Source organism: Ramlibacter lithotrophicus, from assembly GCF_012184415.1.
Classification (GTDB): domain Bacteria; phylum Pseudomonadota; class Gammaproteobacteria; order Burkholderiales; family Burkholderiaceae_C; genus Ramlibacter; species Ramlibacter lithotrophicus.
The window spans coordinates 378,471-401,646 of the sequence record NZ_VTOX01000003.1; the positions used below are offsets into that span (position 1 = coordinate 378,471).

Annotated in this window: 19 protein-coding genes; all 19 read right to left on the reverse strand. The window is 67.7% G+C overall.

Translation table 11 applies throughout. The annotated features are described in order from the left end of the window. Window positions 1-68: 68 nt before the first annotated feature. Entirely contained in the window at window positions 69-893 is an 825-nt protein-coding gene (locus RAMLITH_RS11680) for an MlaA family lipoprotein (protein ID WP_168107570.1), read from the reverse strand. Then, on the reverse strand, window positions 890-1,369 hold the full coding sequence (mlaD, locus tag RAMLITH_RS11685) for an outer membrane lipid asymmetry maintenance protein MlaD (protein ID WP_168107571.1): 480 nt from the start codon (window positions 1,367-1,369) through the stop codon (window positions 890-892). Before mlaD ends, RAMLITH_RS11680 begins: the two co-directional genes overlap by 4 nt. 12 nt (window positions 1,370-1,381) lie before the next feature. Then, window positions 1,382-2,164, reverse strand: coding sequence for a lipid asymmetry maintenance ABC transporter permease subunit MlaE (mlaE, locus tag RAMLITH_RS11690; protein WP_168107746.1), 783 nt, complete (start codon window positions 2,162-2,164; stop codon window positions 1,382-1,384). A gap of 34 nt (window positions 2,165-2,198) precedes the next feature. Beyond that, window positions 2,199-3,017, reverse strand: a complete 819-nt coding sequence (locus RAMLITH_RS11695) for an ABC transporter ATP-binding protein (RefSeq protein ID WP_168107572.1) — start codon at window positions 3,015-3,017, stop codon at window positions 2,199-2,201. A gap of 173 nt (window positions 3,018-3,190) precedes the next feature. Then, complete coding sequence (locus RAMLITH_RS11700; RefSeq protein ID WP_168107573.1) at window positions 3,191-4,657, reverse strand: glutamate synthase subunit beta; 1,467 nt, start codon at window positions 4,655-4,657, stop codon at window positions 3,191-3,193. 59 nt (window positions 4,658-4,716) lie between these two features. Further along, a complete protein-coding gene (locus RAMLITH_RS11705) occupies window positions 4,717-9,447 on the reverse strand; it encodes a glutamate synthase-related protein (protein WP_168107574.1) in 4,731 nt (1,576 codons plus the stop codon). Window positions 9,448-9,575: 128 nt separating this feature from the next. Continuing rightward, on the reverse strand, window positions 9,576-10,277 hold the full coding sequence (locus tag RAMLITH_RS11710) for a transposase (protein WP_168107575.1): 702 nt from the start codon (window positions 10,275-10,277) through the stop codon (window positions 9,576-9,578). Between the two features lie 39 nt (window positions 10,278-10,316). Beyond that, window positions 10,317-11,153, reverse strand: coding sequence for a class I SAM-dependent methyltransferase (locus tag RAMLITH_RS11715; RefSeq protein ID WP_168107576.1), 837 nt, complete (start codon window positions 11,151-11,153; stop codon window positions 10,317-10,319). 49 nt (window positions 11,154-11,202) lie between these two features. Further along, window positions 11,203-11,850 (reverse strand): hypothetical protein, encoded by a 648-nt coding sequence (locus RAMLITH_RS11720; RefSeq protein ID WP_168107577.1) that lies wholly within the window; start codon window positions 11,848-11,850, stop codon window positions 11,203-11,205. Between the two features lie 32 nt (window positions 11,851-11,882). Beyond that, window positions 11,883-13,118 (reverse strand): MFS transporter, encoded by a 1,236-nt coding sequence (locus tag RAMLITH_RS11725; protein ID WP_168107578.1) that lies wholly within the window; start codon window positions 13,116-13,118, stop codon window positions 11,883-11,885. Then, window positions 13,118-14,248 (reverse strand): deoxyguanosinetriphosphate triphosphohydrolase, encoded by a 1,131-nt coding sequence (locus tag RAMLITH_RS11730; RefSeq protein ID WP_168107579.1) that lies wholly within the window; start codon window positions 14,246-14,248, stop codon window positions 13,118-13,120. Before RAMLITH_RS11730 ends, RAMLITH_RS11725 begins: the two co-directional genes overlap by 1 nt. A 1-nt stretch (window position 14,249) precedes the next feature. Continuing rightward, window positions 14,250-15,356, reverse strand: a complete 1,107-nt coding sequence (aroB, locus tag RAMLITH_RS11735; RefSeq protein ID WP_168107580.1) for a 3-dehydroquinate synthase — start codon at window positions 15,354-15,356, stop codon at window positions 14,250-14,252. A gap of 9 nt (window positions 15,357-15,365) precedes the next feature. Further along, window positions 15,366-15,893 carry a shikimate kinase gene (locus RAMLITH_RS11740; RefSeq protein ID WP_168107581.1) on the reverse strand — a complete coding sequence of 176 codons (528 nt, stop codon included), beginning with the start codon at window positions 15,891-15,893 and terminating at the stop codon, window positions 15,366-15,368. A 10-nt stretch (window positions 15,894-15,903) separates the two neighbouring features. After that, the gene (locus RAMLITH_RS11745) at window positions 15,904-17,898 is read right to left on the reverse strand and encodes a hypothetical protein (RefSeq protein ID WP_168107582.1); all 1,995 of its coding nucleotides are present in this window, start codon (window positions 17,896-17,898) and stop codon (window positions 15,904-15,906) included. A gap of 23 nt (window positions 17,899-17,921) precedes the next feature. After that, window positions 17,922-20,045, reverse strand: coding sequence for a type IV pilus secretin PilQ (locus tag RAMLITH_RS11750; protein WP_168107583.1), 2,124 nt, complete (start codon window positions 20,043-20,045; stop codon window positions 17,922-17,924). Then, window positions 20,042-20,584 carry a pilus assembly protein PilP gene (locus tag RAMLITH_RS11755; RefSeq protein ID WP_168107584.1) on the reverse strand — a complete coding sequence of 181 codons (543 nt, stop codon included), beginning with the start codon at window positions 20,582-20,584 and terminating at the stop codon, window positions 20,042-20,044. Before RAMLITH_RS11755 ends, RAMLITH_RS11750 begins: the two co-directional genes overlap by 4 nt. Further along, the gene (locus RAMLITH_RS11760) at window positions 20,581-21,252 is read right to left on the reverse strand and encodes a type IV pilus inner membrane component PilO (RefSeq protein ID WP_168107585.1); all 672 of its coding nucleotides are present in this window, start codon (window positions 21,250-21,252) and stop codon (window positions 20,581-20,583) included. Before RAMLITH_RS11760 ends, RAMLITH_RS11755 begins: the two co-directional genes overlap by 4 nt. A gap of 3 nt (window positions 21,253-21,255) precedes the next feature. Further along, window positions 21,256-21,918 (reverse strand): PilN domain-containing protein, encoded by a 663-nt coding sequence (locus RAMLITH_RS11765; RefSeq protein WP_168107586.1) that lies wholly within the window; start codon window positions 21,916-21,918, stop codon window positions 21,256-21,258. Beyond that, window positions 21,915-22,994, reverse strand: coding sequence for a pilus assembly protein PilM (locus tag RAMLITH_RS11770; protein WP_168107587.1), 1,080 nt, complete (start codon window positions 22,992-22,994; stop codon window positions 21,915-21,917). The genes RAMLITH_RS11765 and RAMLITH_RS11770 overlap by 4 nt, the downstream gene beginning before the upstream one ends. Window positions 22,995-23,176 lie beyond the last annotated feature (182 nt).

The window sequence follows — 23,176 nt, forward strand, 5'->3', positions numbered from 1 at the left end:
ATGTGGGTTGGAAGCGCCTTCGCGCTCCCGGTTCCAGCCCGGCCCATCCGGCGGGCAACAGCCTGAAACTAGCGTGCCGGCGCGGCATCTTCCGCGGGCTCCGGCGGGACGTAGCCGTCAGAGGCCGGACGCGCCGCGTCGCCCTCGGCGGCGGGCTCGCGGCCGTCGCTGGCGGAGCGCTTGCCCTCGAGGATTTCGGCGCGCCGGCGCTGCAGGTGCGCATCGCGGGTGAAACTGTACTTGTCCAGGGCCGCTTCTCCCAGCACCGAAGTGACGCGCAACAGGTTGGCCCGGGTGTCGACCGCTCGCAGCACATACAGCGACCAGCGCGCGTCCCAGCCCTCGACGGTGCCCAGCGGGTCGGCGCGGCGGTCCACCGGCAGGGCGAGCGCGTCGCGCACCGTCGACGGGCCGAAGATCGGCAGCATCAGGTACGGGCCGGCGGGCACGCCCCAGCGGCCCAGCGTCTGCCCGAAGTCCTCGGTGTGGCGTTCGATGTTCATTTCGCTCGCGATGTCGAGGAGGCCGCCGAGGCCGAACACCGTGTTGACCTCGAACCGGAGAATGTTTTCCGCCGCGTTGTGGAACTTGAACTGCAGCAGGCTGTTGACGCCCGACCAGAGGTCGCGCATGTTGCCGAAGAAATTGCTGACGCCGGTGCGCACCAGCGGCGGAACCGCGTTGCGGTACGCGATCGCCGCCGGCTTGAGCGCGACCGAGTCCACCGCCTCGTTGAACTCCAGCATCTTGCGGTTGAAGGGCTCGAACGGATCGCGCGGGTTCGCGTTGGGGCCGCTCGCGCAGCCCGCGAGGCCGCCCAGAGCGAGCGCCAGGGCCGCGACGAGCGAGATCCGCCGCGCGGCAATCGCAGGGATGGGGAACATGGTGGTCATTTCTTCGCGGCCGGCGTGGACGCATCCGCGGCCCGGTTGTACAGGAACTGTCCGATCAGGTTCTCGAGCACGACCGCGGACTGCGTCGACGTGATCGTATCGCCGGCGGCAAGGTTCTTTTCGTCGGCCCCGGCCTGGATGCCGATGTACTGCTCGCCCAGCAGGCCGCTGGTGAGGATCTTGAGCGAACTGTCCTTCGGAAACACGTACCGGGTCTCGAGCGCGAGCGTCACCTGCGCCTGGTAGCTCTTGTCATCGAAGGCGATGGTGTCCACGCGGCCGACCACGACGCCGGCGCTCTTGACGGCCGCCTGGCGCTTCAGCCCGCCGATGTTGTCGAATTTCGCCACCACCCGGTAGGTGGGCTGGAAGCTCAGCGACAACAGGTTCGCCGATTGCAGCGCGAGGAACAGCATGGCGGCCGCGCCGACCAGCACGAACAGGCCCACCCACACATCGCTCCGGGAGCGTTCCATCTCGCCTTCTCCTTAAATGCTGAACATCATGGCCGTCAGGACGAAATCGAGTCCCAGCACGGCCAGCGACGAGACCACCACGGTGCGCGTGGTCGCCCGGGAAACACCTTCCGGCGTGGGCTGCGCCTCGAACCCCTCGAGCACGGCGATGAAAGTCACCGTGACCCCGAAGACCACGCTCTTGACCACGCCGTTGCCCACGTCCTTCCAGATGTCGACGCCGCCCTGCATCTGGCCCCAGAAGGCGCCGGGGTCGACGCCGATCATGAGGACGCCCACCACCCAGCCGCCGAGGACGCCGACGGCGCTGAAGACCGCCGCCAGCAACGGCATCGCGATCACGCCGCCCCAGAAGCGCGGCGCCAGCACGCGGCGGACCGGGTCGACGGCCATCATCTCCATGGCGCTGAGCTGCTCGCCGGCCTTCATGAGCCCTATTTCCGCCGTCAGCGAAGTACCCGCCCGGCCGGCGAACAGCAGCGCGGTGATCACCGGACCGAGTTCGCGCAGCAGGCTGAGCGCCACCATCAGCCCGAGCGCCTCCGACGATCCGTAGCGCTGCAGGATGTAATAGCCCTGCAGCGCCAGCACGAAGCCGACGAACAGGCCGGAGACGGTGATGATCGCCAGCGAGTAATTGCCCAGGAAGTGCACCTGGTCGCGCACCAGCCCGAAGCGCCGCAAGCTGGCACCCGACAGCGCCACCAGGCGCAAGAGCAAGCGCGTGGCATGCCCGACGTCGGCCAGCTTGCGCCGCGTGGCCTGGCCGATCCTGGCGGGATGGAGCCAGTTCAGCACGCCGCGCTCCTCGCGGCCTGCGGCGCGCGCTTCACGAGCGGAACCCTCCGCCGAAATCCTCGGCCACGCTGGGGCCGGGGTAATGGAAATGCACCGGCCCTTCCGGCCGGGCGTGCACGAACTGGTCGACCAGCGGATCGGTTGACTTCATCACTTCGTCGGGCGTGCCTTGCGCGGCGATCCCGCCGTTGGCGAGCACGATCACCTGGTCGGCGATCGCGAAGACTTCCTCCAGATCGTGCGACACGACCAGGCTGGTGATGCCCAGGGTGTCGTTGAGGCGCCGGATCAGCTGAGCGGCGGTGCCGAGCGAAATCGGGTCCAGCCCGGCAAAGGGCTCGTCGTACATGATGAGGTCGGGATCCAGGGCGATGGCCCGGGCCAGCGCCACCCGACGGGCCATGCCGCCCGAGATCTGCGACGGCATCAGGTCCCGGGCACCACGCAGGCCGACGGCGTTGAGCTTCATCAGCACGATGTCGCGCACCAGCACCTCGGGCAGGCCGGTGTGCTCGCGCAGGGGGAAGGCAACGTTGTCGAAAACGGTCAGGTCGGTGAACAGCGCGCCGAACTGGAACAACATGCCCATCCGCCGCCGTACGGCGTACAGCCCGGCCCGGTCGAGCCGGCCGACGTCCTGCCCGTCGAACAGCACCTCACCCCGGCGCGCCCTCACCTGGCCACCGATCAGCCGCAGGATCGTCGTCTTGCCGCCGCCCGAGGCGCCCATGAGCGCCGTGACCTTGCCACGCGGCACGGTCAGCGAGATGTCCGACAGGACGGTGCGCTCGCCATAGCCGAAGCTGAGATTGCGGCATTCCACGAGCGCCGTGGGATCGGGATCGGTCATCCGTCGGGAGCGGCCGGGCGGGTACCCGGCGGTGTATGGGGAAGGCCAGATGATACGGGTTTCCCCGCACACGCTCATCCGCGCATTGGCTGACTCGGCTGTAGGCGTGCAGCCAATTCGGACGCAAAGACGTTCGGCGGCGGGCCAGCCACCGAACCGGGCAGGACGGCCGCTCAGCGCGGCAGGTCGCTGAATCCCATCAGGTATTCGTCGACGGCGCGGGCGGCCTGGCGGCCCTCCCTGATCGCCCACACGACGAGCGACTGGCCACGGCGCATGTCGCCGGCCGCGAAGACGCCCGGCACGCTGGTCGCGTAGCCGCCGTCGAAATCGGTCGTCGCCTTGGCGTTGCCACGGTTGTCCCGGTCCACGCCAAAGCCCTCCAGGATCGTCGCCACCGGGCTCACGAAGCCCATCGCCAGCAGCACCAGGTCGGCTTCGTACACCTTCTCGGTGCCCGGCACCTCGGCCATCTTGCCGTCCTTCCATTCCACCTGGACGGTCTTCAGGCCGGTGAGCTTTCCGTTCTCGCCGACGAACTCCTTGGTGGCGATCGCGAACTCGCGCTCGCAGCCTTCCTCGTGGCTGGAACTGGTGCGCATCTTGTACGGCCAGTACGGCCAGGTGAGCTCCTTGTTCTCCTGCTCGGGCGGCTGCGGCATCAGCTCGAACTGGATCACGCTCTTCGCGCCATGGCGGTTGCTGGTGCCCACGCAGTCCGAGCCGGTGTCGCCGCCGCCGATGACGATGACGCGCTTGCCGTCGGCCCGGATCTGGCCCTTGACCTTGTCACCGGCATTCACCTTGTTCTGCTGCGGCAGGAACTCCATCGCGAAGTGGACGCCCTCGAGATCGCGGCCCGGGACCGGCAGGTCGCGCGACTGCTCCGCGCCGCCGGTGAGCACCACGGCATCGAACTGCGCGCGCAGTTCCTCGGGCGAGATCGTCTCCTTGGCCCAGTTGGTCACGCGCGAGCCCTTGGGCAGCTTGCCCACCATGACGCCGGTGCGAATGGTGACACCCTCGGCCTTCATCTGCTCCACCCGGCGGTCGATCTGGAACTTCTCCAGCTTGAAGTCGGGGATCCCGTAGCGCAGCAGCCCGCCGATGCGGTCGTTCTTCTCGAACAGCGTGACATCATGTCCGGCCCGCGCCAGTTGCTGGGCGGCCGCCATGCCGGCCGGGCCGGAACCGACGACGGCCACCTTCTTGCCCGTCTTGATCGTCGCGATCCGCGGCTGCACCCAGCCCTGCTCCCAGGCCTTGTCGGCGATCGCGTGCTCGATCGACTTGATCCCCACCGGATCGTCGTTCACGTTCAGCGTGCACGCCGCCTCGCACGGCGCCGGGCAGATGCGGCCGGTGAATTCCGGATAGTTGTTGGTCGAGTCCAGGACCGTGAAGGCGTCCTTCCAGTCCTGGCGGTACACCAGGTCGTTGAAGTCCGGAATGACGTTGTTGACCGGGCAGCCGCTGTTGCAGAACGGCGTGCCGCAGTCCATGCACCGGGCGCCCTGGACGCCGGCCTGCTCGTCGGTCAGACGGACCACGAATTCCTTGTAGTGCTTCAGGCGCTCGGGGACCGGGCGGTAGCCCTCCTCGAGCCGCTCGAATTCCATGAAGCCGGTGATCTTTCCCATGATGTTCCTCTGTGACGGGCCGGCGCGCGCCGGCCCTTCTCCTCTTGCGGTCGCGGCCCTCAGGCGGCCGCGACGCCCGCGCTTTCGTGCTTCATGGAGACCTGCGCATTGCTGCCGGCGCTCGCCTCCTCCACCTCGCGTTCGTACATTTCGGCCAGGGCCCGCTTGTATTCGTTCGGGAACACCTTCACGAACTTCGTGCGCGCAACCGCCCAGTTGTCCAGCAGTTCGCGGGCGCGCCGGCTGCCGGTCCAGCGGTTGTGGTCCTGCAGCAGCTTCTTCACCAGCGCCTCGTCGGTCTGGTCCTTGTGCAGGCGCGTCTTGCCGCCCTGCTGCTCCGCCGCACTGGCCACCGGCTCCAGCGACACCATCGCCGTGTTGCAGCGGCTGGCGAACTGGCCATCCTCGTCGTAGACGTAGGCGATGCCGCCCGACATGCCGGCCGCGAAGTTGCGGCCGGTCTTGCCGAGCACCAGCACGGTGCCACCGGTCATGTACTCGCAACCGTGGTCGCCGGTCCCTTCCACCACGGCCGTCGCGCCGGACAGCCGCACGGCGAAGCGCTCGCCGGCGACTCCGCAGAAGAACGCCTCGCCCGTCGTCGCGCCATAGAGCGCGGTGTTGCCGATGATGATGTTCTGCGTCGCGTGGCCCCGGAATTCGATGCTCGGACGCACGACGATGCGCCCGCCCGACAGCCCCTTGCCCGTGTAATCGTTCGCGTCGCCGATCAGGTACAGCGTGATCCCCTTGGCCAGGAACGCGCCGAAGGACTGTCCGCCGGTGCCTTCGAGCTGGATGCGGATGGTGTCGTCGGGCAGCCCTTCCGGATGAACCTTGGTCAGCGCCCCGGAGAGCATGGCGCCCACCGACCGGTTCACGTTGCGCGCCCGCTCGATGAACGACACCTCCTCGCCGCGCTCGATGGCCGGGCGCGAGCGCTCGATCAGGATGCGGTCCAGGCTCTTCTCGAGGCCGTGCTCCTGCGCTTCGCAGTGGGAGCGCGGCACGTCGGCCGGCACCTGCGGCTGCGCGAACAGGCGGCTGAAGTCCAGTCCCCTGGCCTTCCAGTGGGCAACGCCCTTCTTCACGTCCAGCAGGTCGGCCCGGCCGATCAGGTCGTCGAACCTGCGGATGCCCAGCTGCGCCATGATCTGGCGCACTTCCTCGGCGACGAAGAAGAAGTAGTTGACGACATGTTCCGGCTTGCCCGAGAACTTCTTGCGCAGCACCGGGTCCTGCGTGGCCACGCCGACCGGGCAGGTGTTGAGGTGGCACTTGCGCATCATGATGCAGCCCTCGACCACCAGCGGCGCCGTCGCGAAACCGAACTCGTCGGCCCCCAGCAGCGCGCCGATGGCGACGTCGCGGCCGGTCTTCATCTGGCCGTCGGCCTGCACCCGGATGCGACCGCGCAGGCGGTTCAGCACCAGCGTCTGCTGCGTTTCGGCCAGGCCGATCTCCCAGGGGCTGCCCGCATGCTTGATCGAGGACCAGGGCGACGCGCCGGTGCCCCCGTCGTGGCCGGCGATCACGACGTGGTCGCTCTTGCACTTGGCCACCCCGGCGGCGACGGTGCCCACGCCCACTTCCGAGACCAGTTTCACGCTGATGGACGCGTGCGGCGCCACGTTCTTCAGGTCGTGGATCAGCTGCGCCAGGTCCTCGATCGAGTAGATGTCGTGGTGCGGCGGCGGCGAGATCAGGCCCACGCCCGGCACCGAGTAACGCAGCTTGCCGATGTACTTCGAGACCTTGCCGCCCGGCAGCTGGCCGCCTTCGCCCGGCTTGGCGCCCTGCGCCATCTTGATCTGGATCTGGTCGGAGGAGGCCAGGTACTCGGCCGTGACCCCGAAGCGGCCCGAGGCCACCTGCTTGATGCGCGAGCGCAGCGAGTCGCCTTCCTGCAGCGGGTAGTCGACCTCGACCACCTCGCGGCCAATCACGTCGGCGATGGTCTGTCCCTGCTTGATGGGGATGCCCTTGAGCTCCTGGCGGTACCGCGCCGGGTCCTCGCCGCCCTCGCCGGTGTTGCTCTTGCCGCCGATGCGGTTCATCGCCACCGCCAGCGTCGTGTGCGCCTCGGTCGAGATCGAACCGAGCGACATGGCGCCGGTGGCGAAGCGCTTCACGATTTCCTTCGCCGGCTCGACCTCGTCGATCGAGATCGCCCTGGACGGATCGATCCTGAACTCGAACAGGCCGCGCAGCGTCATGTGGCGCCGGCTCTGGTCGTTGATCAGCTGGGCGTATTCCTTGTACGTGTTCCAGTTGTTGGCGCGCGACGCGTGCTGCAGCTTCGCGATCGCGTCCGGCGTCCACATGTGCTCTTCGCCGCGGGTGCGCCAGGCGTACTCGCCGCCGGCGTCGAGCATCGTCGCCAGCACCGGGTCGTTGCCGAACGCGGCCCTGTGCATGCGGATCGCTTCCTCGGCGATCTCGAACACGCCGATGCCCTCGACGCGGCTGGCTGTCCCCGTGAAGTACTTGTCCACGGTGTCGCTGTTCAGGCCGATGGCCTCGAACAACTGCGCGCCGCAGTAGCTCATGTACGTGCTCACGCCCATCTTGGACATGATCTTCGAGAGGCCCTTGCCGACGGCCTTGACGTAGTTGTAGATCGCCTTGTCGGCCGTGAGCTTGCCCGGGAGGTCGCCGCAGATCGAGACCAGCGTCTCCATCGCAAGGTACGGATGCACGGCCTCGGCGCCGTAGCCCGCCAGCACCGCGAAGTGGTGCACTTCGCGCGCCGTGCCGGTCTCGACGACCAGGCCGGCCGTCGTGCGCAGTCCCTCGCGCACCAGGTGCTGGTGCACCGACGACAGCGCCAGCAGCGCCGGGATCGCCACCCGCGCCGGGCCGACGCCGCGGTCGCTGATGATCAGGATGTTCTTGCCGCCCTTGATCGCGTCCACCGCCTCGGCATTGAGCGAAGCCAGCTTGGCCTCGACGCCTTCATGGCCCCACTCGAGGGGGTAGGTGATGTCCAGCGTGTAGCTGCGGAACTTGCCCTGCGTCTGCTTGTCGATGTCGCGCAGCTTCTGCATGTCCGCGAAATCCAGCACCGGCTGGCTCACCTCGAGGCGCATCGGCGGGTTGACCTGGTTGATGTCCAGCAGGTTCGGCTTCGGTCCGATGAAGGACACGAGCGACATCACGATCGCCTCGCGGATCGGGTCGATCGGCGGGTTGGTCACCTGGGCGAACAGCTGCTTGAAGTAGTTGTACAGCGGCTTGTTCTTGGACGACAGCACCGCGAGCGGGCTGTCGTTGCCCATGGAGCCGATGCCTTCCTCGCCGGCCTGGGCCATCGGCGAGATCAGGAACTTGATGTCTTCCTGCGAATAGCCGAAAGCCTGCTGCCGGTCGAGCAGTTCGACGTCGCTGGGCGTCACCTTGCCCGAGGTATCGGACAGGTCGTCGAGCTTGATCCGCAGGTTCTCGATCCACTGCTTGTAGGGCTTGCTGTTGGCGAGGTTGGCCTTGACCTCCTCGTCGTCGATCATCCGGCCCTGTTCCAGGTCGATCAGGAACATCCGGCCCGGCTGCAGCCGCCACTTGCGCACGATCTTGTCCTCGGGCACCGGCAGCACGCCGGATTCGGAGGCCATGATCACGAGGTCGTCGTCGGTCACGCAGTAGCGCGAGGGCCGCAGGCCGTTGCGGTCCAGCGTCGCGCCGATCTGCCGGCCATCGGTGAACACGATCGAGGCCGGGCCGTCCCACGGCTCCAGCATCGCGGCGTGGTACTCGTAGAACGCCTTGCGCCGCTCGTCCATCAGCGTGTGCTGTTCCCACGGCTCGGGGATCATCATCATCACGGCCTGGCTCAGCGGATAGCCAGCCATCGTCAGCAGCTCCAGGCAGTTGTCGAAGGTGGCAGTGTCGGACTGCGTCGGGAAGCTGATCGGGTACAGCTTCTTCAGGTCGGCGCCGAGCACGGGCGAAGACATCACGCCTTCGCGCGCCTTCATCCAGTTGTAGTTGCCCTTCACGGTATTGATTTCGCCGTTGTGGGCGACGTACCGGTACGGGTGCGCCAGCGGCCACTCGGGGAAGGTGTTGGTGGAGAAGCGCTGGTGGACCAGGCCAAGGGCCGAGACGCAGCGCGGATCCTTCAGGTCCAGGTAGTAGGTGCCGACCTGGTCGGCCAGCAGCAGGCCCTTGTAGACCACCGTCCGGCTCGACATGCTCGGAACGTAGTACTCCTTGCTGTGCTTCAGGTGCAGGTTCTGGATCGCGGCGCTGGCGGTCTTGCGGATCACGTACAGCTTGCGCTCCAGGGCATCCTGGACGATCACGTCGGCGCCGCGGCCGATGAAGATCTGCCGGAGGATCGGTTCCTTGCTGCGCACCGCGGGCGACATCGGCATCTCGCGGTCGACGGGCACGTCCCGCCAGCCCAGGAGCACCTGGCCCTCGGCCTTGACGGCGCGCTCCAGTTCCTGCTCGCAGGCGAGCCGCGATGCATGCTCCTTGGGCAGGAAGATCATGCCGACGCCGTACTCGCCGGGCGGCGGCAGTTCGATCCCCTGGCTGGCCATCTCCTGGCGGTACAGCGCATCGGGCATCTGGATCAGGATCCCGGCGCCGTCGCCCATCAACTTGTCGGCACCGACGGCGCCGCGGTGATCGAGGTTCTCCAGGATCTTGAGCGCTTGCTCGATGATCGAGTGGCTCTTCTCACCCTTGATATGCGCCACGAAACCGACGCCGCACGCGTCGTGCTCCTGGTCGGCGGCGTACAGGCCCTCTGCTTGCAAATGCGAAATTTCGGCCGCCGTGGTCATGGCGCACTCCTGCTGGTCTTGGGAACGCGCAAGAATACTGCGGCGCAGCAAATCTGCCAAGCCAAACAATCGGGGTCAGATTCTAATTAATTCATGCGTTGAGTTCGTTCCTGTCAATTGGGGACAGATCACTTGGTGCCCTTTGAGGCGGCGAAAGGTCGCCCCGCCCTGGACTTGGCTACCCGCCGCTCGGTGCGCCGCTGGAGGTCCGCCACATAGTCGGCTTCGCCGAGCGCCCACCCCCGCAGCGCCGAATCCGTCAGGGCGCGCTCCTGCGATGCGGAAAGTCCGGACTGCACCAGTTCGCGGTATGCAGCCTCGCGCGCGAACGGAGTGTTCCCCAACTCCCACCAGAGCGGATGCGGGGTCACCAGCCGGTCCGTCCGCTGCCCGACGTAGTGCGCGTGGCTCGACCACGGGTAATCGGCCGGCGCTTCGGCAATGCCCGCACGCACCGGATTCAGGTCGATGTAGACCATGCAGGCGAGCAGATAGCGTTCGGCCTGGATCAGCGTGGACCGGTACCGGCCTTCCCACAGCGTGCCGGTGCGGGCCTGGCGGTCGTTGAAGTAGCGCACATACCGCCGCCCCACCGCCTGCATCATCTGCGGGACGCCTTCCGCCGTCTCGGGCGTGGCGAGCAAATGAAAGTGATTGCTCATCAGCACATACCCATGGACCGCAACCTGGCTCTTGCGGGCGTGCTCGTCGAGCATCTCCAGCAAGGTGCGGTAGTCCTCAGGCCCGGCGAAGATCGCCTGCCGGTTGTTTCCGCGCTGGATGATGTGATGAGGGTAACCGGCGACGGTCAGCCGGGGCAGACGAGCCATCGAGCCTCCGCGAAGCGGATAATTGGAATCTGACCCCGATTATGGCAAGCCGGGGTAGCGCCGCGCCTCCAGCGACTCCAGCCCGAACTCGGCCAGGAGCGCCCGCAGCCGCTGCGCAGCCGAGTGCCGGCGCTGGCCCGTCCAGCGTGCCAGGATCAACTCGTTCTTCAGGCTGTGCTCCCACCCCACCAGTTCGGTCACCGTGACCTGATACCCGCTCGCCTCGAGGTACAGGCACCGCAGCACGTTCGTGATCTGGCTGCCCAGCTCGCGGGTATGCAGGGGATGTCGCCACAGCTCGGCCAGCGGCGTGCGCGACAGCGACAGCGCCTTGTTCTGCCGCAGGCAGGCCGCCAGTTCCGCCTGGCAGCAGGGCACCAGCACCATGAATCGTGCCTTCTTGCGCAACCCGAACGCGATGGCGTCATCCGTCGCGGTGTCGCAGGCATGCAAGGCGGTGACGACGTCGATGGTGTCCGGCAGCGCCGTTTCGTCAGCCGCCGCCGCGGCGCTCAGGTTGAGGAACGACATCCGCTCGAATCCCAGGCGAGCTGCCAGCGCGCGCGAGCGCTCGACCAGCTCGCTGCGCGTTTCGACCCCGTAGATGTGGCCGCAGCCGCGCGGCCTGAAGAAGAGGTCGTACAGGATGAAGCCGAGGTAGGACTTGCCCGCCCCATGGTCCGCCAGCGTCGGCCGGTCCGGTGCGGCTGGCAACTCCAGCAGCAGCTTCTCGATGAACTGGTAGAGGTGATAGACCTGCTTGAGCTTGCGGCGCGAGTCCTGGTTGATGCGCCCTTCGCGGGTGAGGATGTGCAGTTCCTTGAGCAGTTCGGTGGACTGCCCTGGCCGCAGTTCGAGTGCGTCGTCTGGCTTCATGGTCGGGGCCCGGCCGCGGAGGACGTCCGGGTGCGCCGATGATGCACGATCACGCGAAGCGATTGGGCTCGCAGACGAGGAGCTTCGCGAGTTCGTCCATCAGCTCGGCGGCCACCTGCACGGCGGGCACGCTGCGCTGGAGCACGCCGAACCCGCTGGCATTGAGGATGCGGAATGCGACTACGCCGCTGTCATGGTCCGGCGTGATCTGCACGCTGCCGCGCGTTTCGGTGAGGTACTCGAACTCGATCGCGGTGAGCGTGTTCTTCTCCGGATGGCGCAACTCGCGCCGCTCGTGCTTCACCGGGCCCATCATGATGCGCGACTCCACCCGCTGCAGGTCGGGCGGGAAGTTGACCCGCACGACGCCCGCCACGGGCTGGCCCACCTGCGGCACGATGCGCCACCCCATCGCGACGTAGTCGTACGCTTCGCGGCCTCGCAGCATCTTCTTGCGGGCGTCGACGCGGAACTCGCGCAGCTTCATCGCCGGCCAGGGCGTGCGCCCGTCCAGGCTGAAGCGCGGGCCCGCCGGCTGGATCACGTTCAGTTGACGCGCAAGATCGTCCAGGTAGTTGGAAGCGAAACGGCACGCCGCCTCGGTGCGCGCCGTGCTCTCTTCCAGGTCGCGCTGCTGCAGCCCGTGCTGGCTCTGCAGAGACTGTGCCTGCGATTTGAGTTGGTTGAGGAAGCTCACGGGTCGCGACGGCGCAAAATTGCAACCGGATTTTACGTCCCGCGCCCGGCCGTCGTGCCGCCGGCAACGCGCCGGCGCAGCAAAGTGCCGGTGGCCCAGGCCAGCAGGATGCCGGCCAGGCTGCATCCGCCCGTCACCAGCCAGCTCCAGTGCCAGCCGCCCGCGCGTGCGGCGACCCACCCGACCAGCGGCGGACCGGCAAACTGGCCCAGCGACGAGCACTGCTGCATCCAGCCCACCGTAGTGGAAACGGCGCGCTCCGCGGGTGCCAGCCGCACGGCCAGCGAAAACAGGGTGCCCGGAATGAGTCCGCCCACGGCCGAAAACAGCAGCACCGCCGCGTACCGCAGGGCGCCGGCGGTCGGAGGATCCAAGGCGTCCGCCAGCGGTGCGAAGGCGACAAAGGCGCCCAGGCCCATGGCCGCGAAGCCGAGGTACAGCAAGCATTGCGCCGGCACGCCGCGCTGCAGCAGTCGGCCGGACGCCACGTTGCCAGCCATGTTCACGACGGCCGCCAGCGCGGTGGCGGCGCCCGCGAGTGCGGTCCCGAGCCCGGCCTGGGCATACATGGTCGGCAGGAAGCCGATCACCGCGAGCCACTGGCTGGAATAGGCGGCAAAGGCCAGTGCCACCAGCCATGGACCGGGCGCGGACAGCGTCTGGCCCAATCGCGACTGCCGTGTCGCGGGGACGGGGCCGCCTCCCGCCGCGTGGCGCGGGTCGGCCGGCAACGCAACCCACAACCAGGCCGCCATTCCGGCCGAAACCAGGGCGAGCAGCCACCACCATCCGGGCCAACCGCTGGCAGCGATCACCATCGGCCCGATCAGCAAGGCAGCGGCCGTGCCGAGCGGCATGTAGGCGCCCCACAGGCCAAGCATCGGGTTCACGCGCGAGGGATCCACCAACCGGCGGATGAGGCCGGGCGCCGGCATCGCCGCCAGCAGGAAGCCGGCACCCTCCACGGCACGCAGCGCCATCAGGCTGTACGGGTCGCGCGCCCAGCCGCCCGCCACGCTGGCGAGCGACAGCAGCGCCAGGCCGCCGGCCATCGTGCGCTTCAGGCCGAGTCCGTCGGCCGCGAGTCCGGCCGCCACGCCCAGCGCCATGCCAGCCAGTTGCACGAGGGAGAGCAGGAACCCGGCCTGCACCAGCGTGACCCCCAGTTCCACCGACAGCACCGGCAGCGCCGGTGCCAGCTTGCCCACGTGCAACGCGGCGGCCACGCCGGCCAGCACCACGATCAGCGCCGGCGGCGGAGTTCGCATCAGGCAAGCAGCCGCTGCCCGGTGAGGCGCTCGTGTTCGCGCGCCGCGAACCGGTCCGTCATCCCGGCGATGTAGTCGGCGACGGCGCGGGGGCGGTGCTCGCGGGCCGCGAAATCGGCCGGCATCTGGTCGGGCTGCGCCAGGTATGCGGCAAAGAGCTCACGCACGACCCGCCTGGCCTGTCCCGTCGTCGCCACCACCTGCGGGTGGCGGTACAGGTTGTGGAGCAGGAAGGTCTTGAGCACGGCGGAGCGCTCTCGCATCGCCGCGCTGAAGCCCACCAGCGCGGCACCGCGCCTGGCCTCGTCGGCGCTGGCCGGCGCGGCCGCGGCGAGCGCGGCACTCGTGGCCTCGATGAGGTCGTACACCTGCGCGCTGAGCATGCGGCGGATCGACTCGTAGAGGACGCGGCGGCCCTGCAACTGCGGGTGCTCGCGCATGGCCTCGTCATGGAACCGCTGGAAAAGGTCCACCGCCTGCAGTTGCTCCATCGTGATCAGGCCGGACCGCACGCCGTCGTCGATGTCGTGGGCGTTGTACGCGATCTCGTCGGCGAGGTTGCACAGTTGCGCCTCGAGGCCCGGCTGGGTGCGGTCCAGGAAACGTCGGCCGACCCCGCCCGGCTCGGCCGCCTCGATGCGCTGCGCGTTGGAGCGCGAACAGTGCTTGAGGATGCCTTCCCGGGTCTCGAACGTCAGGTTCAGGCCGTTGAAGCCCGGATAGCGCTCCTCGAGTTCGTCCACGACCCGCAGGCTCTGCAGGTTGTGCTCGAAACCGCCGTGGCCCTTCATGCACTCGTCGAGCGAGTCCTGCCCGGCGTGACCGAACGGCGTGTGCCCCAGGTCGTGCGCCAGCGCGATCGCCTCGACCAGGTCCTCGTTCAGCGCCAGCGAACGCGCGACCGACCGTGCCAGCTGCGCGACTTCCAGCGAGTGGGTGAGGCGGGTGCGGAAAAGGTCGCCCTCGTGATTGAGGAACACCTGCGTCTTGTAGACGAGCCGGCGGAAGGCCGTGGAATGGACGATCCGGTCGCGGTCGCGCTGGTATTCGGTGCGCGTCGGCGCCGGCGCCTCCGGATGGCGGCGCCCGCGCGAGCGCCCGGGATCGCAGGCGTACGCGGCGAGATTCATGTCACGACGGACGGCAGCAGTCCGCGATCACCTGCCGCACGAGGTCGTCGGGGGCGCCGCGCACGATGGCGGCGCCGGGGCGCTCGATGAGGACGAAGCGGATCTCGCCGGCCTCGGCCTTCTTGTCGACCCGCATCAGCTCCAGGTAGCGGTCGGGGCCCAGCGCGGGGCCGACCGTGGGCAGCCCGGCCCGCTGGAGCAGCGCCGTGACCCGCTGCACCCAGGCGCCGTCGACGTAGCCGAGGCGCTGCGACAGGTGCATGGCCATCACCATGCCGCAGCCAACCGCTTCCCCGTGCAGCCATTCGCCGTAGCCGAGGCCGGCCTCGATGGCGTGGCCGAACGTGTGGCCGAAGTTCAGGATCGCGCGCAGGCCCGATTCGCGCTCGTCCTGGCCGACGACGTCGGCCTTGATCTCGCAGCAGCGCTTCACCGCATGGGCCAGTGCCGCCGTGTCGCGCCGGGTGAGCGACGCCATGTTCTCCTCGATCCAGTCGAGGAAGGCGGTGTCGGCGATCGGACCGTACTTGATGACTTCGGCCATGCCGGCGCTGAATTCCCGGGCCGGCAACGTCTGCAGCGTGTCGAGGTCGCACACCACCAGCCGCGGCTGGTAGAAGGCGCCGATCATGTTCTTGCCCAGCGGATGGTTGATGCCGGTCTTGCCGCCCACCGACGAGTCCACCTGCGCCAGCAAGGTCGTGGGCACCTGCACGAAAGGCACGCCCCGCATGTAGCAGGCGGCCGCGAAGCCCGCCATGTCGCCGACCACGCCGCCCCCGAGCGCATAGATCACCGTCTTGCGGTCACACCCGTGCCCCAGCAGCGCATCAAAGACGAGGTTCAGCGTTTCCCAGTGCTTGTGCGCCTCCCCGTCCGGCAGGACCACCACGTGCACGTCCCGGTGGCGGCTGGCGATGGCGCCCTGCAGCCGCCTTGCGTACAGCGGGCCGACGGTCGTGTTGGTGACGACGACGCCTTGCGTCGCCGGCGGCGCGTCGGCCCAGGTCGCGGCGTCGCCGAGCAATCCGCAACCGATGACGATGGGATAGCTGCGGTCGCCAAGGGCGATCGGCACCTGGTGCAGGACGGAAGGAGCAGCGGCCATGCCGCCAGTTTAAGGGCGCGGCTGCAGCACGCCCGCCAGTTCCAGCTGCATCATCACCATGTTGACCAGGGTTGACACCGAAGGCCGCCCGGTTTCGATGACGTAGTGGCAGGTCTCGCGATAGAGCGGATCGCGCTCCTCGTACAACGCGCGCAGCCGCTGCAGCGGGTCCGCCACCTGCAGCAGCGGACGCTGGCTGTCGTGGCGCAACCGCCGGAACAGCTCTTCGGGCGCCGAGCGCAGGTAGACGACGCAGCCGGTCCGGCGCAGCTGCTCGCGGTTGGCCGGCCGGAGCACGGCGCCGCCGCCGGTGGCCAGAACGCAGGGGCCGACCTGGGTCAGTTCGCGGATGACTTCTTGCTCGATGTCGCGGAAGGCGGCCTCGCCTTCGCGCTCGAAGAACTCGCGGATCGAACAGCCGATCCGCGCCTCGATGTCATGGTCGGAGTCGCGGAAGGGCAGCCCCAGCCGCCGGGCGAGTTGCCGCCCGACGGTGGACTTGCCGGAGCCGGGCAGGCCGACGAGGACGATCAGCAAGCCGGGGCCGTCAGGGAACCACCACCGTTCCCAGCAACGTAGTATTGCCCTTCGGCGTCGTCGCCTTGAGCGATATCTCCGCGCCGGAGCAAGTATCCGTCGGTTGCGAACCTTTCTTCACGATAGCCCGGTGAAGCGTCGGGTTCGTTCCGTTCGGGACGCTCGCCGGGATCACTTCCGCCAAGGCACAGTTGGTTCCGCCACTCACGACGGCCGAGACGGCGGTGCCCGACGGCATGGCGTTGCCGTTCTGATCAGCGACCAGCACGGTCACCCCAGTAGACGAGACATCGGAAACCGGCGCAGGCGTTAGCGCAAAGCTCGTGGAGAACACCACGACTGCCTGGGCTCGCACGCGGGTGCTGCCCCATGCGCCGTTGCAGGTGTTCGCCACATTGGCCGTCAAGTAACTGTGACTCTCACAAGCCACAGCGCCGATACCCGCACCAGGGACCGAGGGATCTCCAATCTTCTGCTCACTCACCGGCGCAGTGTCGAAAACGCCGTTTTCGTTGATGTCGAGGAACGGCTGGCCCATGTCGTAGAACGGCTCACCCTGGTCGTATCGGTTATTGCCGTTGGCATCGACGAACGCCTCTTCGCCCTCTGTATACGCCAGCACCGTGACGCGCCCATTGGCCGGCCGGAATGACTGGCTGACCAGACTGACGCTGCAGCCCGACTTGTTGTTGGCGTCGATGACGACCGAGCACGACGCTGTTACCTGCCCCCCTTCGGTGACGAAGGTGATCGGGGTACCGGCGGGCACCGGCTGGCCCAGGCGGTCGGCGACGAGCAGATTGATGCTCGTCGATTCGTTGTCATAGGTCCAACCTTCGATGTTGAACGTCGAAGCCGACAGCGAGAAGAAATTCTGGACCGGTTGACCCGAATTCACGGACAGGCCGGCCGACGCCGCGGTAATCAGCGGGTTGTTGACAAGCTGTGCGCTCAAACTCAGCGGCGTGGGAACGGCCCCCGATTGCACGATCGCGCTCACTTCGCCGTTTGCGTCAGTTGCGACCACCTTCGAGGCGGTGGAGTTCGTGTCGGCAAAAGTCACGCCGCTGGCGATGGCCGACTGCGAGAGCGCAAGCCGCACGTCCGTGGACGTCGTGATCGGACCGCCGCTGGCGTCCACGACCTTGAACTTGACCGTCGACTGCTTCACCCCGAAAGAAGCAACGGAGGTGTAAATGGTCCCCGGCGTCGCCGATACGAACAGCAGGTTCGTGGGCTGGGGCGCCTGGACCGTAACGGTGGTCTGCACCGGCGGCGCGCTGACGGCGGAGGCGACGAGCGTGACAGTGCCGCCGGCACAACCCGAAGCCTGGAATGTGCTCACCGCCTTGCCGGCAGAATTTGACCGCACCTCGGCAGGGCTGAAGCTTCCGCAGTTCGCTGAGAAGCTGACGGGAACTGAGGTAGCCCCTGCCACGCCATTCACCCGCACGTCAACCGAGACCGAGGTGGATTGAAAGGCCGACAACGTCGTCAGGCCGGCGACCAGGTTCGACAACTGCACATTCGCGGGTGCCGTCTGCACGTCCAGTGTCGCCGCGAGATTCGTCGTGCCGACCGTCGCGTTTGCGGTGAGCGTCTCGGCCCCGGCAGCCGTGAGAGAGGAGGGAATGAGTTGCACCTTCGCGACGCCAGCCGTATCGGTAAGCACCTGGCCCGACGCTGGCTGGAACTGGACCAGGTCGGACCCCGACGCGAAGACGACCAACTTGTTTGACACGGGTGCCCCGCTGGCGTCCTTGAGCGTCGCCTTGGCATAGACGACGCTGCCGGAGGTCACCGAATTGTCGGCCACCGCAGCGCCGGCGGAATTCACCAACGCCATGCTCAATGTTGGAACGGTCACCGTGCCCGTGGGCGTACTACCAGTCCCTCCGGTGCCGCCACCTCCGGGCGTAATTCCGGGGCTGCCGCCACCGCCGCCGCAGGCGGTCATCAAAGCAGCGAGCAGCAGGCCCGCCAGCATTCGCATCAGGTACATCATGGCTCCTCTTCCAGACTCTTTCGTTAACGCGCGGCCGCCCGGTCGGCGATCATCTTGGGGGTGATGAACACCAGCATCTCCTGCTTGTTGGAGCTGCGCTGGCGGCTCTTGAACAGGTTGCCCACGGCCGGCAGGTCGCCGAGCACGGGCACTTTCGCCTCGTTCTCGCTTTCCGTCAGCTCGAAGATGCCGCCGATCACGACGGTGCCGCCGTTCTCGACCAGCACCTGGGTCTTGATGTGCTTGGTGTTGATGGCGATGCCGGCGGCCGTGGTCTCGCCCCGGCTGTCCTTGTTGATGTCCAGGTCCAGGATGATGTTGCCCTCGGGCGTGATCTGGGGCGTCACTTCGAGCTTCAGCGTGGCCCGGCGGAATGCGACCGCCGTGGCGCCGCTGGACGTGGCCTGCTGGTACGGGAACTCGGTGCCCTGCTCGATCATCGCCTTCGTCTGGTCGGCAGTGACGATCCGCGGGCTCGACACGAGCTTGCCCTTGCCGTCCGCTTCGAGCGCCGACAGCTCCAGGTTCAGGAAGCGGTTGGCGGCCGCGCTGAACAGCGAAATCGCGAAGGTGGAGGGACTGAAGCCGCCCTGACCGAGCGCCGGCAGGTTGACGAAGGTCGTGTTGGTCGTGTCCAGCTGGATGGCGCCTTCCCCGGTGGTGCCGGACACGGCGTCGTACGTGCCGCCGATCGCGATGCGGTTGTTGCCGCCCAGCGCATAGCCCGGGTCGCCGCCGCGCACCCCTCGCAGGTCGCTGCCGCCCAGGCGCACGCCGAGCGACTTGCCGAAGGTGTCCGAAGCCTCGACGATGCGCGCTTCGATGAGCACCTGGCGCACCGGAATGTCCAGTTTGGCGATCAGCTGCTGCACCGACTCCAGCTTGACCGGGATGTCCGTGACGAACAGCTGGTTGGTCCTCGGCTCCGCGATGACGCTGCCGCGGGTGCTGAGAATCCGCGCCGCGCCCGTGCCGGCCGTGAGCTGCGCCGCGATGTCGGCGGCCTTGGTGTAATTGAGCTGGAACGACTGCGTGCGCAGCGGCTCCAGGTTCTGGATCGCGTTGCGCGACTCGAGGTCGAGCTTTTCCTTGGCCGCGATTTCGTCCTTTGGCGCGATCCACAGCACGTTGCCGCTCTTGCGCATGCCCAGGCCCTTGGCCTGCAGCACGATGTCCAGCGCCTGGTCCCACGGCACGTCCTTCAGGCGCAACGTGACGGAACCGGTCACCGAGTCCGAGGTCACCACGTTGAAGTTGGTGAAATCGGCGATCACCTGCAGCAGCGAGCGGACCTCGATGTTCTGGAAGTTCAGCGACAGCTTCTCGCCGGTGAAGCCCGGCCCCTGGCTGAGCTTGCCCGGGTCGACCTTCTGCTGCCGCACTTCGACCACGAACTGGTTGTCGCTCTGGTAGGCGGAGTGCTCCCAAGCGCCCTTGGGCTCGATCAGCACCCGCACCCGGTCACCGACCTGCGCGGTCGTGATGGTGCTCACCGGCGTGCCGAAGTCGGTCACGTCGAGGCGCCGGCGCAGTCCCTCGGGCAGCGACGACTTGAGGAATTCCACGACCAGGTTCTGCCCCTGCTGACGGATGTCCACGCCGATCTGGTTGTTCGGCAGGGCGACGATCACGCGGCCGGAGGCATCGGTGCCACGGCGGAAGTCGAGGTCGCGGATCGGCTGGGTCTCGAGGTTGCGGCTTTCCGCGAAAACCGGCGGGGCCGCCGGGGCCGGGCCGGCGGCCACGACCGGGTCGAACACCACCAGCAGCGATTTGCCTTGCAGCTGCGCGCGGTACGCCGCCGCTGTCTTGAGGTTGACGACGAGGCGGGTGCGCTCGCCGGCCTGCACCACGTTCACCGAGCGGATGTTGCCCTGGTTGATTTCCACCGTGTTGCGGCCCAGCCCGTTGGTCGCGCCCGGCACGTCGAGCGCCACCCGCGCGGGGGACTGGATCGTGAAGCCGTTGGGGACGGCCTGCAGCGGCTGCGAAAAATCGATCCGCACGACCTCGACGCCGCCCTGGATCTGGCTCGTGACCGACTCCACCACCTGGGCCTGCGCCGACGCCGGCAACCAGAGGCCGAGCGAGCACGCAAGGACGGCGAGCATCCATCCCCGGCTCGACGCGATCAGTTTCTTGTTCATTTCGACCTCTCTTGCAGCTGCAATGTGGCGGTGCGCTCGATCCATTCGCCGGCGGAATCCTGGACGATCTCGCGCAGGACCACTTCGGTCTCGTCCACCTTCATGATCCGGCCGTAGTTCTGCCCCAGGTAGTTGCCCGGCCGCACCTGGTACAGCAGGTTGTCGACCCGGATCAGCGCCACCGGCTTGCCCTGCTTGATCAGGCTGCCGACCATGGTCATGGCGTCCAGCGGATACGCCTCCAGCGGTTCCTTGCGCCGCGCCAGTTCAGGCGCCACCAGCGAAGCCGTCGTGGTCGTCTGCGCCGACTCGCGCTTCAGTGCCTGCGTCAGCTTCTGGTTGCTGAAGGGGTCGCCCGCGCGCTCCTGCGTGTAGGCCTGGGGGCTGAATTTCTTCGGCTCGGGAATCGGCTCCACCTTGGGCCGGGTCTGGGCGCGCTGCTGGTTCATCCACTGCTGCAACTCCTCCTGTCCCGACTGGGTGCAGGCGGTGAGCGCCAGCGAGAGTGCCAGGAGGGCGGCTGCGGTCCGGCCCGTCATTTCTTGTTCCCCGGTGCCGCCGATTTTCTCTGGGCGTTCACTTCCTCGGCGTCCAGGTAGCGGAAGGTCTTGGCCGTGGCGTCCATGGTCAGCGTGCCGTCCTTGGCCGGGGTCAGCGCCAGGTTGTTGAGGGTCACGATTCGCGAGAGGTTGGCCACGTCGGAGGTAAACGCGCCGACGTCGTGGAAGCGGCCGGTAACGCGGACCGCGATCGGCAACTCGGCGTAGTACTCCTTCACGCTCACCTGCCCCGGCCGGAACAACTCGAAGTTGAGGCTGCGGCCGAGCCCGGCCTGGTTGATGTCGGAGAGCAGGGCGTCCATCTCGGCCTTGCTGGGCAGTTGCTTTTCGAGCTGCGTCACGTACTGCTGCACCTGCTCGCGCTGTTTCCTCAGCGCGTCCAGGTTGACCGCCTGCGCCAGCTTCTTGGTGTAGTCCTGGCGCAAGGTCACTTCCCGCTTCTGCTCGGCCTCCAGCTCCTCGGCGGAGCCGGTCAGCCACACGAACCAGAGCACGACCACGATCGCGGCCATGAGGAACAGGCACAACGCGGCCCGTGGCAGGACCGGCCACGAGCCGGGGTCGTTCGGGTTGAGCCCGCGGAACTGGCCCAGCACGGCCTGCTGGAGCTGCGCGAAGTCGATCTTGGGAGCGCTGACGGTGGCCATGCTTCAGGTTCTCCGCGCCGAGGCGCCCGTGGCCGCGGGAACGGCGGCGGCCGGGATCGAAGCCGCGCTCGCGGCGCCGCTGGCGGCTGCGGCCTTCTGCGCTTCGGCCGCCCGCAGCAGCTTCACGCGCATCGTGAAGTTCGACACCCGCCGCTGGTCGCGCGCGCTCAGCGTCACGCTGCCGGCGGTGATCTCGACGAGCTCCGGCCGGCTCAGCCACGGGCTGTTGTTGGCCAGGTTGCGCAGCAGCTCGGACACCCGCTCGTTCGACTGGGCGATGCCGGAGAGGGCGATCGTCTGGTTGTCCTGCTTCAGGCCGGTCAGGTAGACGCCGTCGGGCGTCTGCTGCACCAGTTCGTTGAGCAGGTGCACTGGCATGTTGCGGTCCGCCTGCAGGTCTTCCACCGCCTGCTGCCGTGCCCTGAGGGCGGCAATCTCGGCCTGCAGGGTCGCGATGTCCTTGATCTGGGCTTCCAGCCGCTTGATCTCGCCGGCCAGCACCAGGTTCTTGCCCTGCTGCTCGGAAATCTGCGCGGCATACCAGGCGTAAATGCCCCCGGCGATCACGACGCCGGCCAGCGCCGAGAGCACCAGCGTCGCGTAGAACGCCTCGCGCCGGCGCTTGCGGGCCGCCTCCCGGTGCGGCAGCAGGTTGATCAGGATCACTGCAGGAACCTCCGCATCGCCAGCCCGCACGACGTCAGGTACGACGGGGCCTCGCGGCGCATCTTCTTCTCCCGCACCGCGCCGCCGACCTGCATCCCTTCGAACGGATTGGCCAGGTTGCAGGGGAACGAGGTCTGGCTGGTGACGGCGTCGGTCAGTCCCGGCAGCGCCGCGGAACCGCCGGCGAGCATCACGTAGTCGACGCGGTTGTGCGGCGTGCTGGTGAAGAAGAACTGGAGCGCCCGGGCCACTTCCTGTGCCAGGCTGTCGACGAACGGCTTCAGGATGGCCGAGCCGTAGTCCTCCGGCAGGTCGCCGTTGCGCTTCTTGTTCTCGGCCTCCTCGGGCGAGAACCCGTACTGGCGCACGATCAGCTGCGTCAGCTGCGCGCCGCCAAACGCCTGGTCCCGGTCGTAGAGCACTTCCTCGTTGCGGATCACCTGCATGCTGGTGGTGAACGCGCCGACCTCGAACAGCGCGACCATCGTGTCCACGCCGCCGTTCGGCAGGGCCTGGATCAGGCGGCCGGCGGCCAGCCGCGACGCATACGACTCGACGTCGACGATCATCGGCTTGAGGCCGGCCGCTTCCGCGAGGCCCTGCCGGTCCTGCACCTTTTCCCTGCGGGACGCGGCGATCAGAACCTCGACGTCGCCGGCGGAGGTGGTGCTCGGTCCCAGCACGCAGAAGTCGAGGCTCACCTCGTCCAGCGAAAACGGGATGTACTGGTTGGCCTCGGCTTCGACCTGGGCCTCCAGGTCCTGCTCGGACAGGCCCGCCGGCAGGATGATCTTCTTGGTGATGACGGCCGACGGCGGCAGCGCCATCGCCACGTTCTTGGTCCGGGTGCCGCTCTTCTTGACGACCCGGCGCATGGCCTCGGCGACCTCCTCGAACTTCTCGACATTCCCGTCGACGACCCAGCCGCGCTCCAGCGGCTCGATGGCGCAGCGCTCCAGGACGAGCTCGCCGCCCTTGTCGCGGCCGAGCTCGACCAGCTTGACGCTGGACGAACTGATGTCCAGGCCAAGCAGAGGTGCCGGCTGACGGCTCAACAGAGACCCCAATAAGCTCATTCAGGCTCCTGCAGCTGGGTATTTCAAGACGTAACAGACTTAAAGTTTCACTTGAATGCTAGCAGTAACATCCTTGTCGGCAAAAGACTTTTGGCCTTCCGGGCGCTGTCCGCGTTGCCAAAAGCCGACGCCGGCGAACTGCGATACTGCAGGGGTGGAACGGGCGTGAGCCGGTGCTCACA

What these genes read in the sequence shown, in the direction of transcription:
- RAMLITH_RS11730 (WP_168107579.1), bottom strand. Translation starts at nt 14,248, where the DNA reads ATGAATCTCGCCGCGTACGCCTGCGATCCCGGGCGCTCGCGCGGGCGC.
- aroB (WP_168107580.1), bottom strand. Translation starts at nt 15,356, where the DNA reads ATGGCCGCTGCTCCTTCCGTCCTGCACCAGGTGCCGATCGCCCTTGGC.
- RAMLITH_RS11770 (WP_168107587.1), bottom strand. Translation starts at nt 22,994, where the DNA reads ATGAGCTTATTGGGGTCTCTGTTGAGCCGTCAGCCGGCACCTCTGCTT.
- RAMLITH_RS11710 (WP_168107575.1), bottom strand. Translation starts at nt 10,277, where the DNA reads ATGGCTCGTCTGCCCCGGCTGACCGTCGCCGGTTACCCTCATCACATC.
- mlaD (WP_168107571.1), bottom strand. Translation starts at nt 1,369, where the DNA reads ATGGAACGCTCCCGGAGCGATGTGTGGGTGGGCCTGTTCGTGCTGGTC.
- RAMLITH_RS11745 (WP_168107582.1), bottom strand. Translation starts at nt 17,898, where the DNA reads ATGATGTACCTGATGCGAATGCTGGCGGGCCTGCTGCTCGCTGCTTTG.
- RAMLITH_RS11705 (WP_168107574.1), bottom strand. Translation starts at nt 9,447, where the DNA reads ATGACCACGGCGGCCGAAATTTCGCATTTGCAAGCAGAGGGCCTGTAC.
- RAMLITH_RS11755 (WP_168107584.1), bottom strand. Translation starts at nt 20,584, where the DNA reads ATGACGGGCCGGACCGCAGCCGCCCTCCTGGCACTCTCGCTGGCGCTC.
- RAMLITH_RS11715 (WP_168107576.1), bottom strand. Translation starts at nt 11,153, where the DNA reads ATGAAGCCAGACGACGCACTCGAACTGCGGCCAGGGCAGTCCACCGAA.
- RAMLITH_RS11700 (WP_168107573.1), bottom strand. Translation starts at nt 4,657, where the DNA reads ATGGGAAAGATCACCGGCTTCATGGAATTCGAGCGGCTCGAGGAGGGC.
- RAMLITH_RS11760 (WP_168107585.1), bottom strand. Translation starts at nt 21,252, where the DNA reads ATGGCCACCGTCAGCGCTCCCAAGATCGACTTCGCGCAGCTCCAGCAG.
- RAMLITH_RS11750 (WP_168107583.1), bottom strand. Translation starts at nt 20,045, where the DNA reads ATGAACAAGAAACTGATCGCGTCGAGCCGGGGATGGATGCTCGCCGTC.
- RAMLITH_RS11725 (WP_168107578.1), bottom strand. Translation starts at nt 13,118, where the DNA reads ATGCGAACTCCGCCGCCGGCGCTGATCGTGGTGCTGGCCGGCGTGGCC.
- RAMLITH_RS11680 (WP_168107570.1), bottom strand. Translation starts at nt 893, where the DNA reads ATGACCACCATGTTCCCCATCCCTGCGATTGCCGCGCGGCGGATCTCG.
- RAMLITH_RS11695 (WP_168107572.1), bottom strand. Translation starts at nt 3,017, where the DNA reads ATGACCGATCCCGATCCCACGGCGCTCGTGGAATGCCGCAATCTCAGC.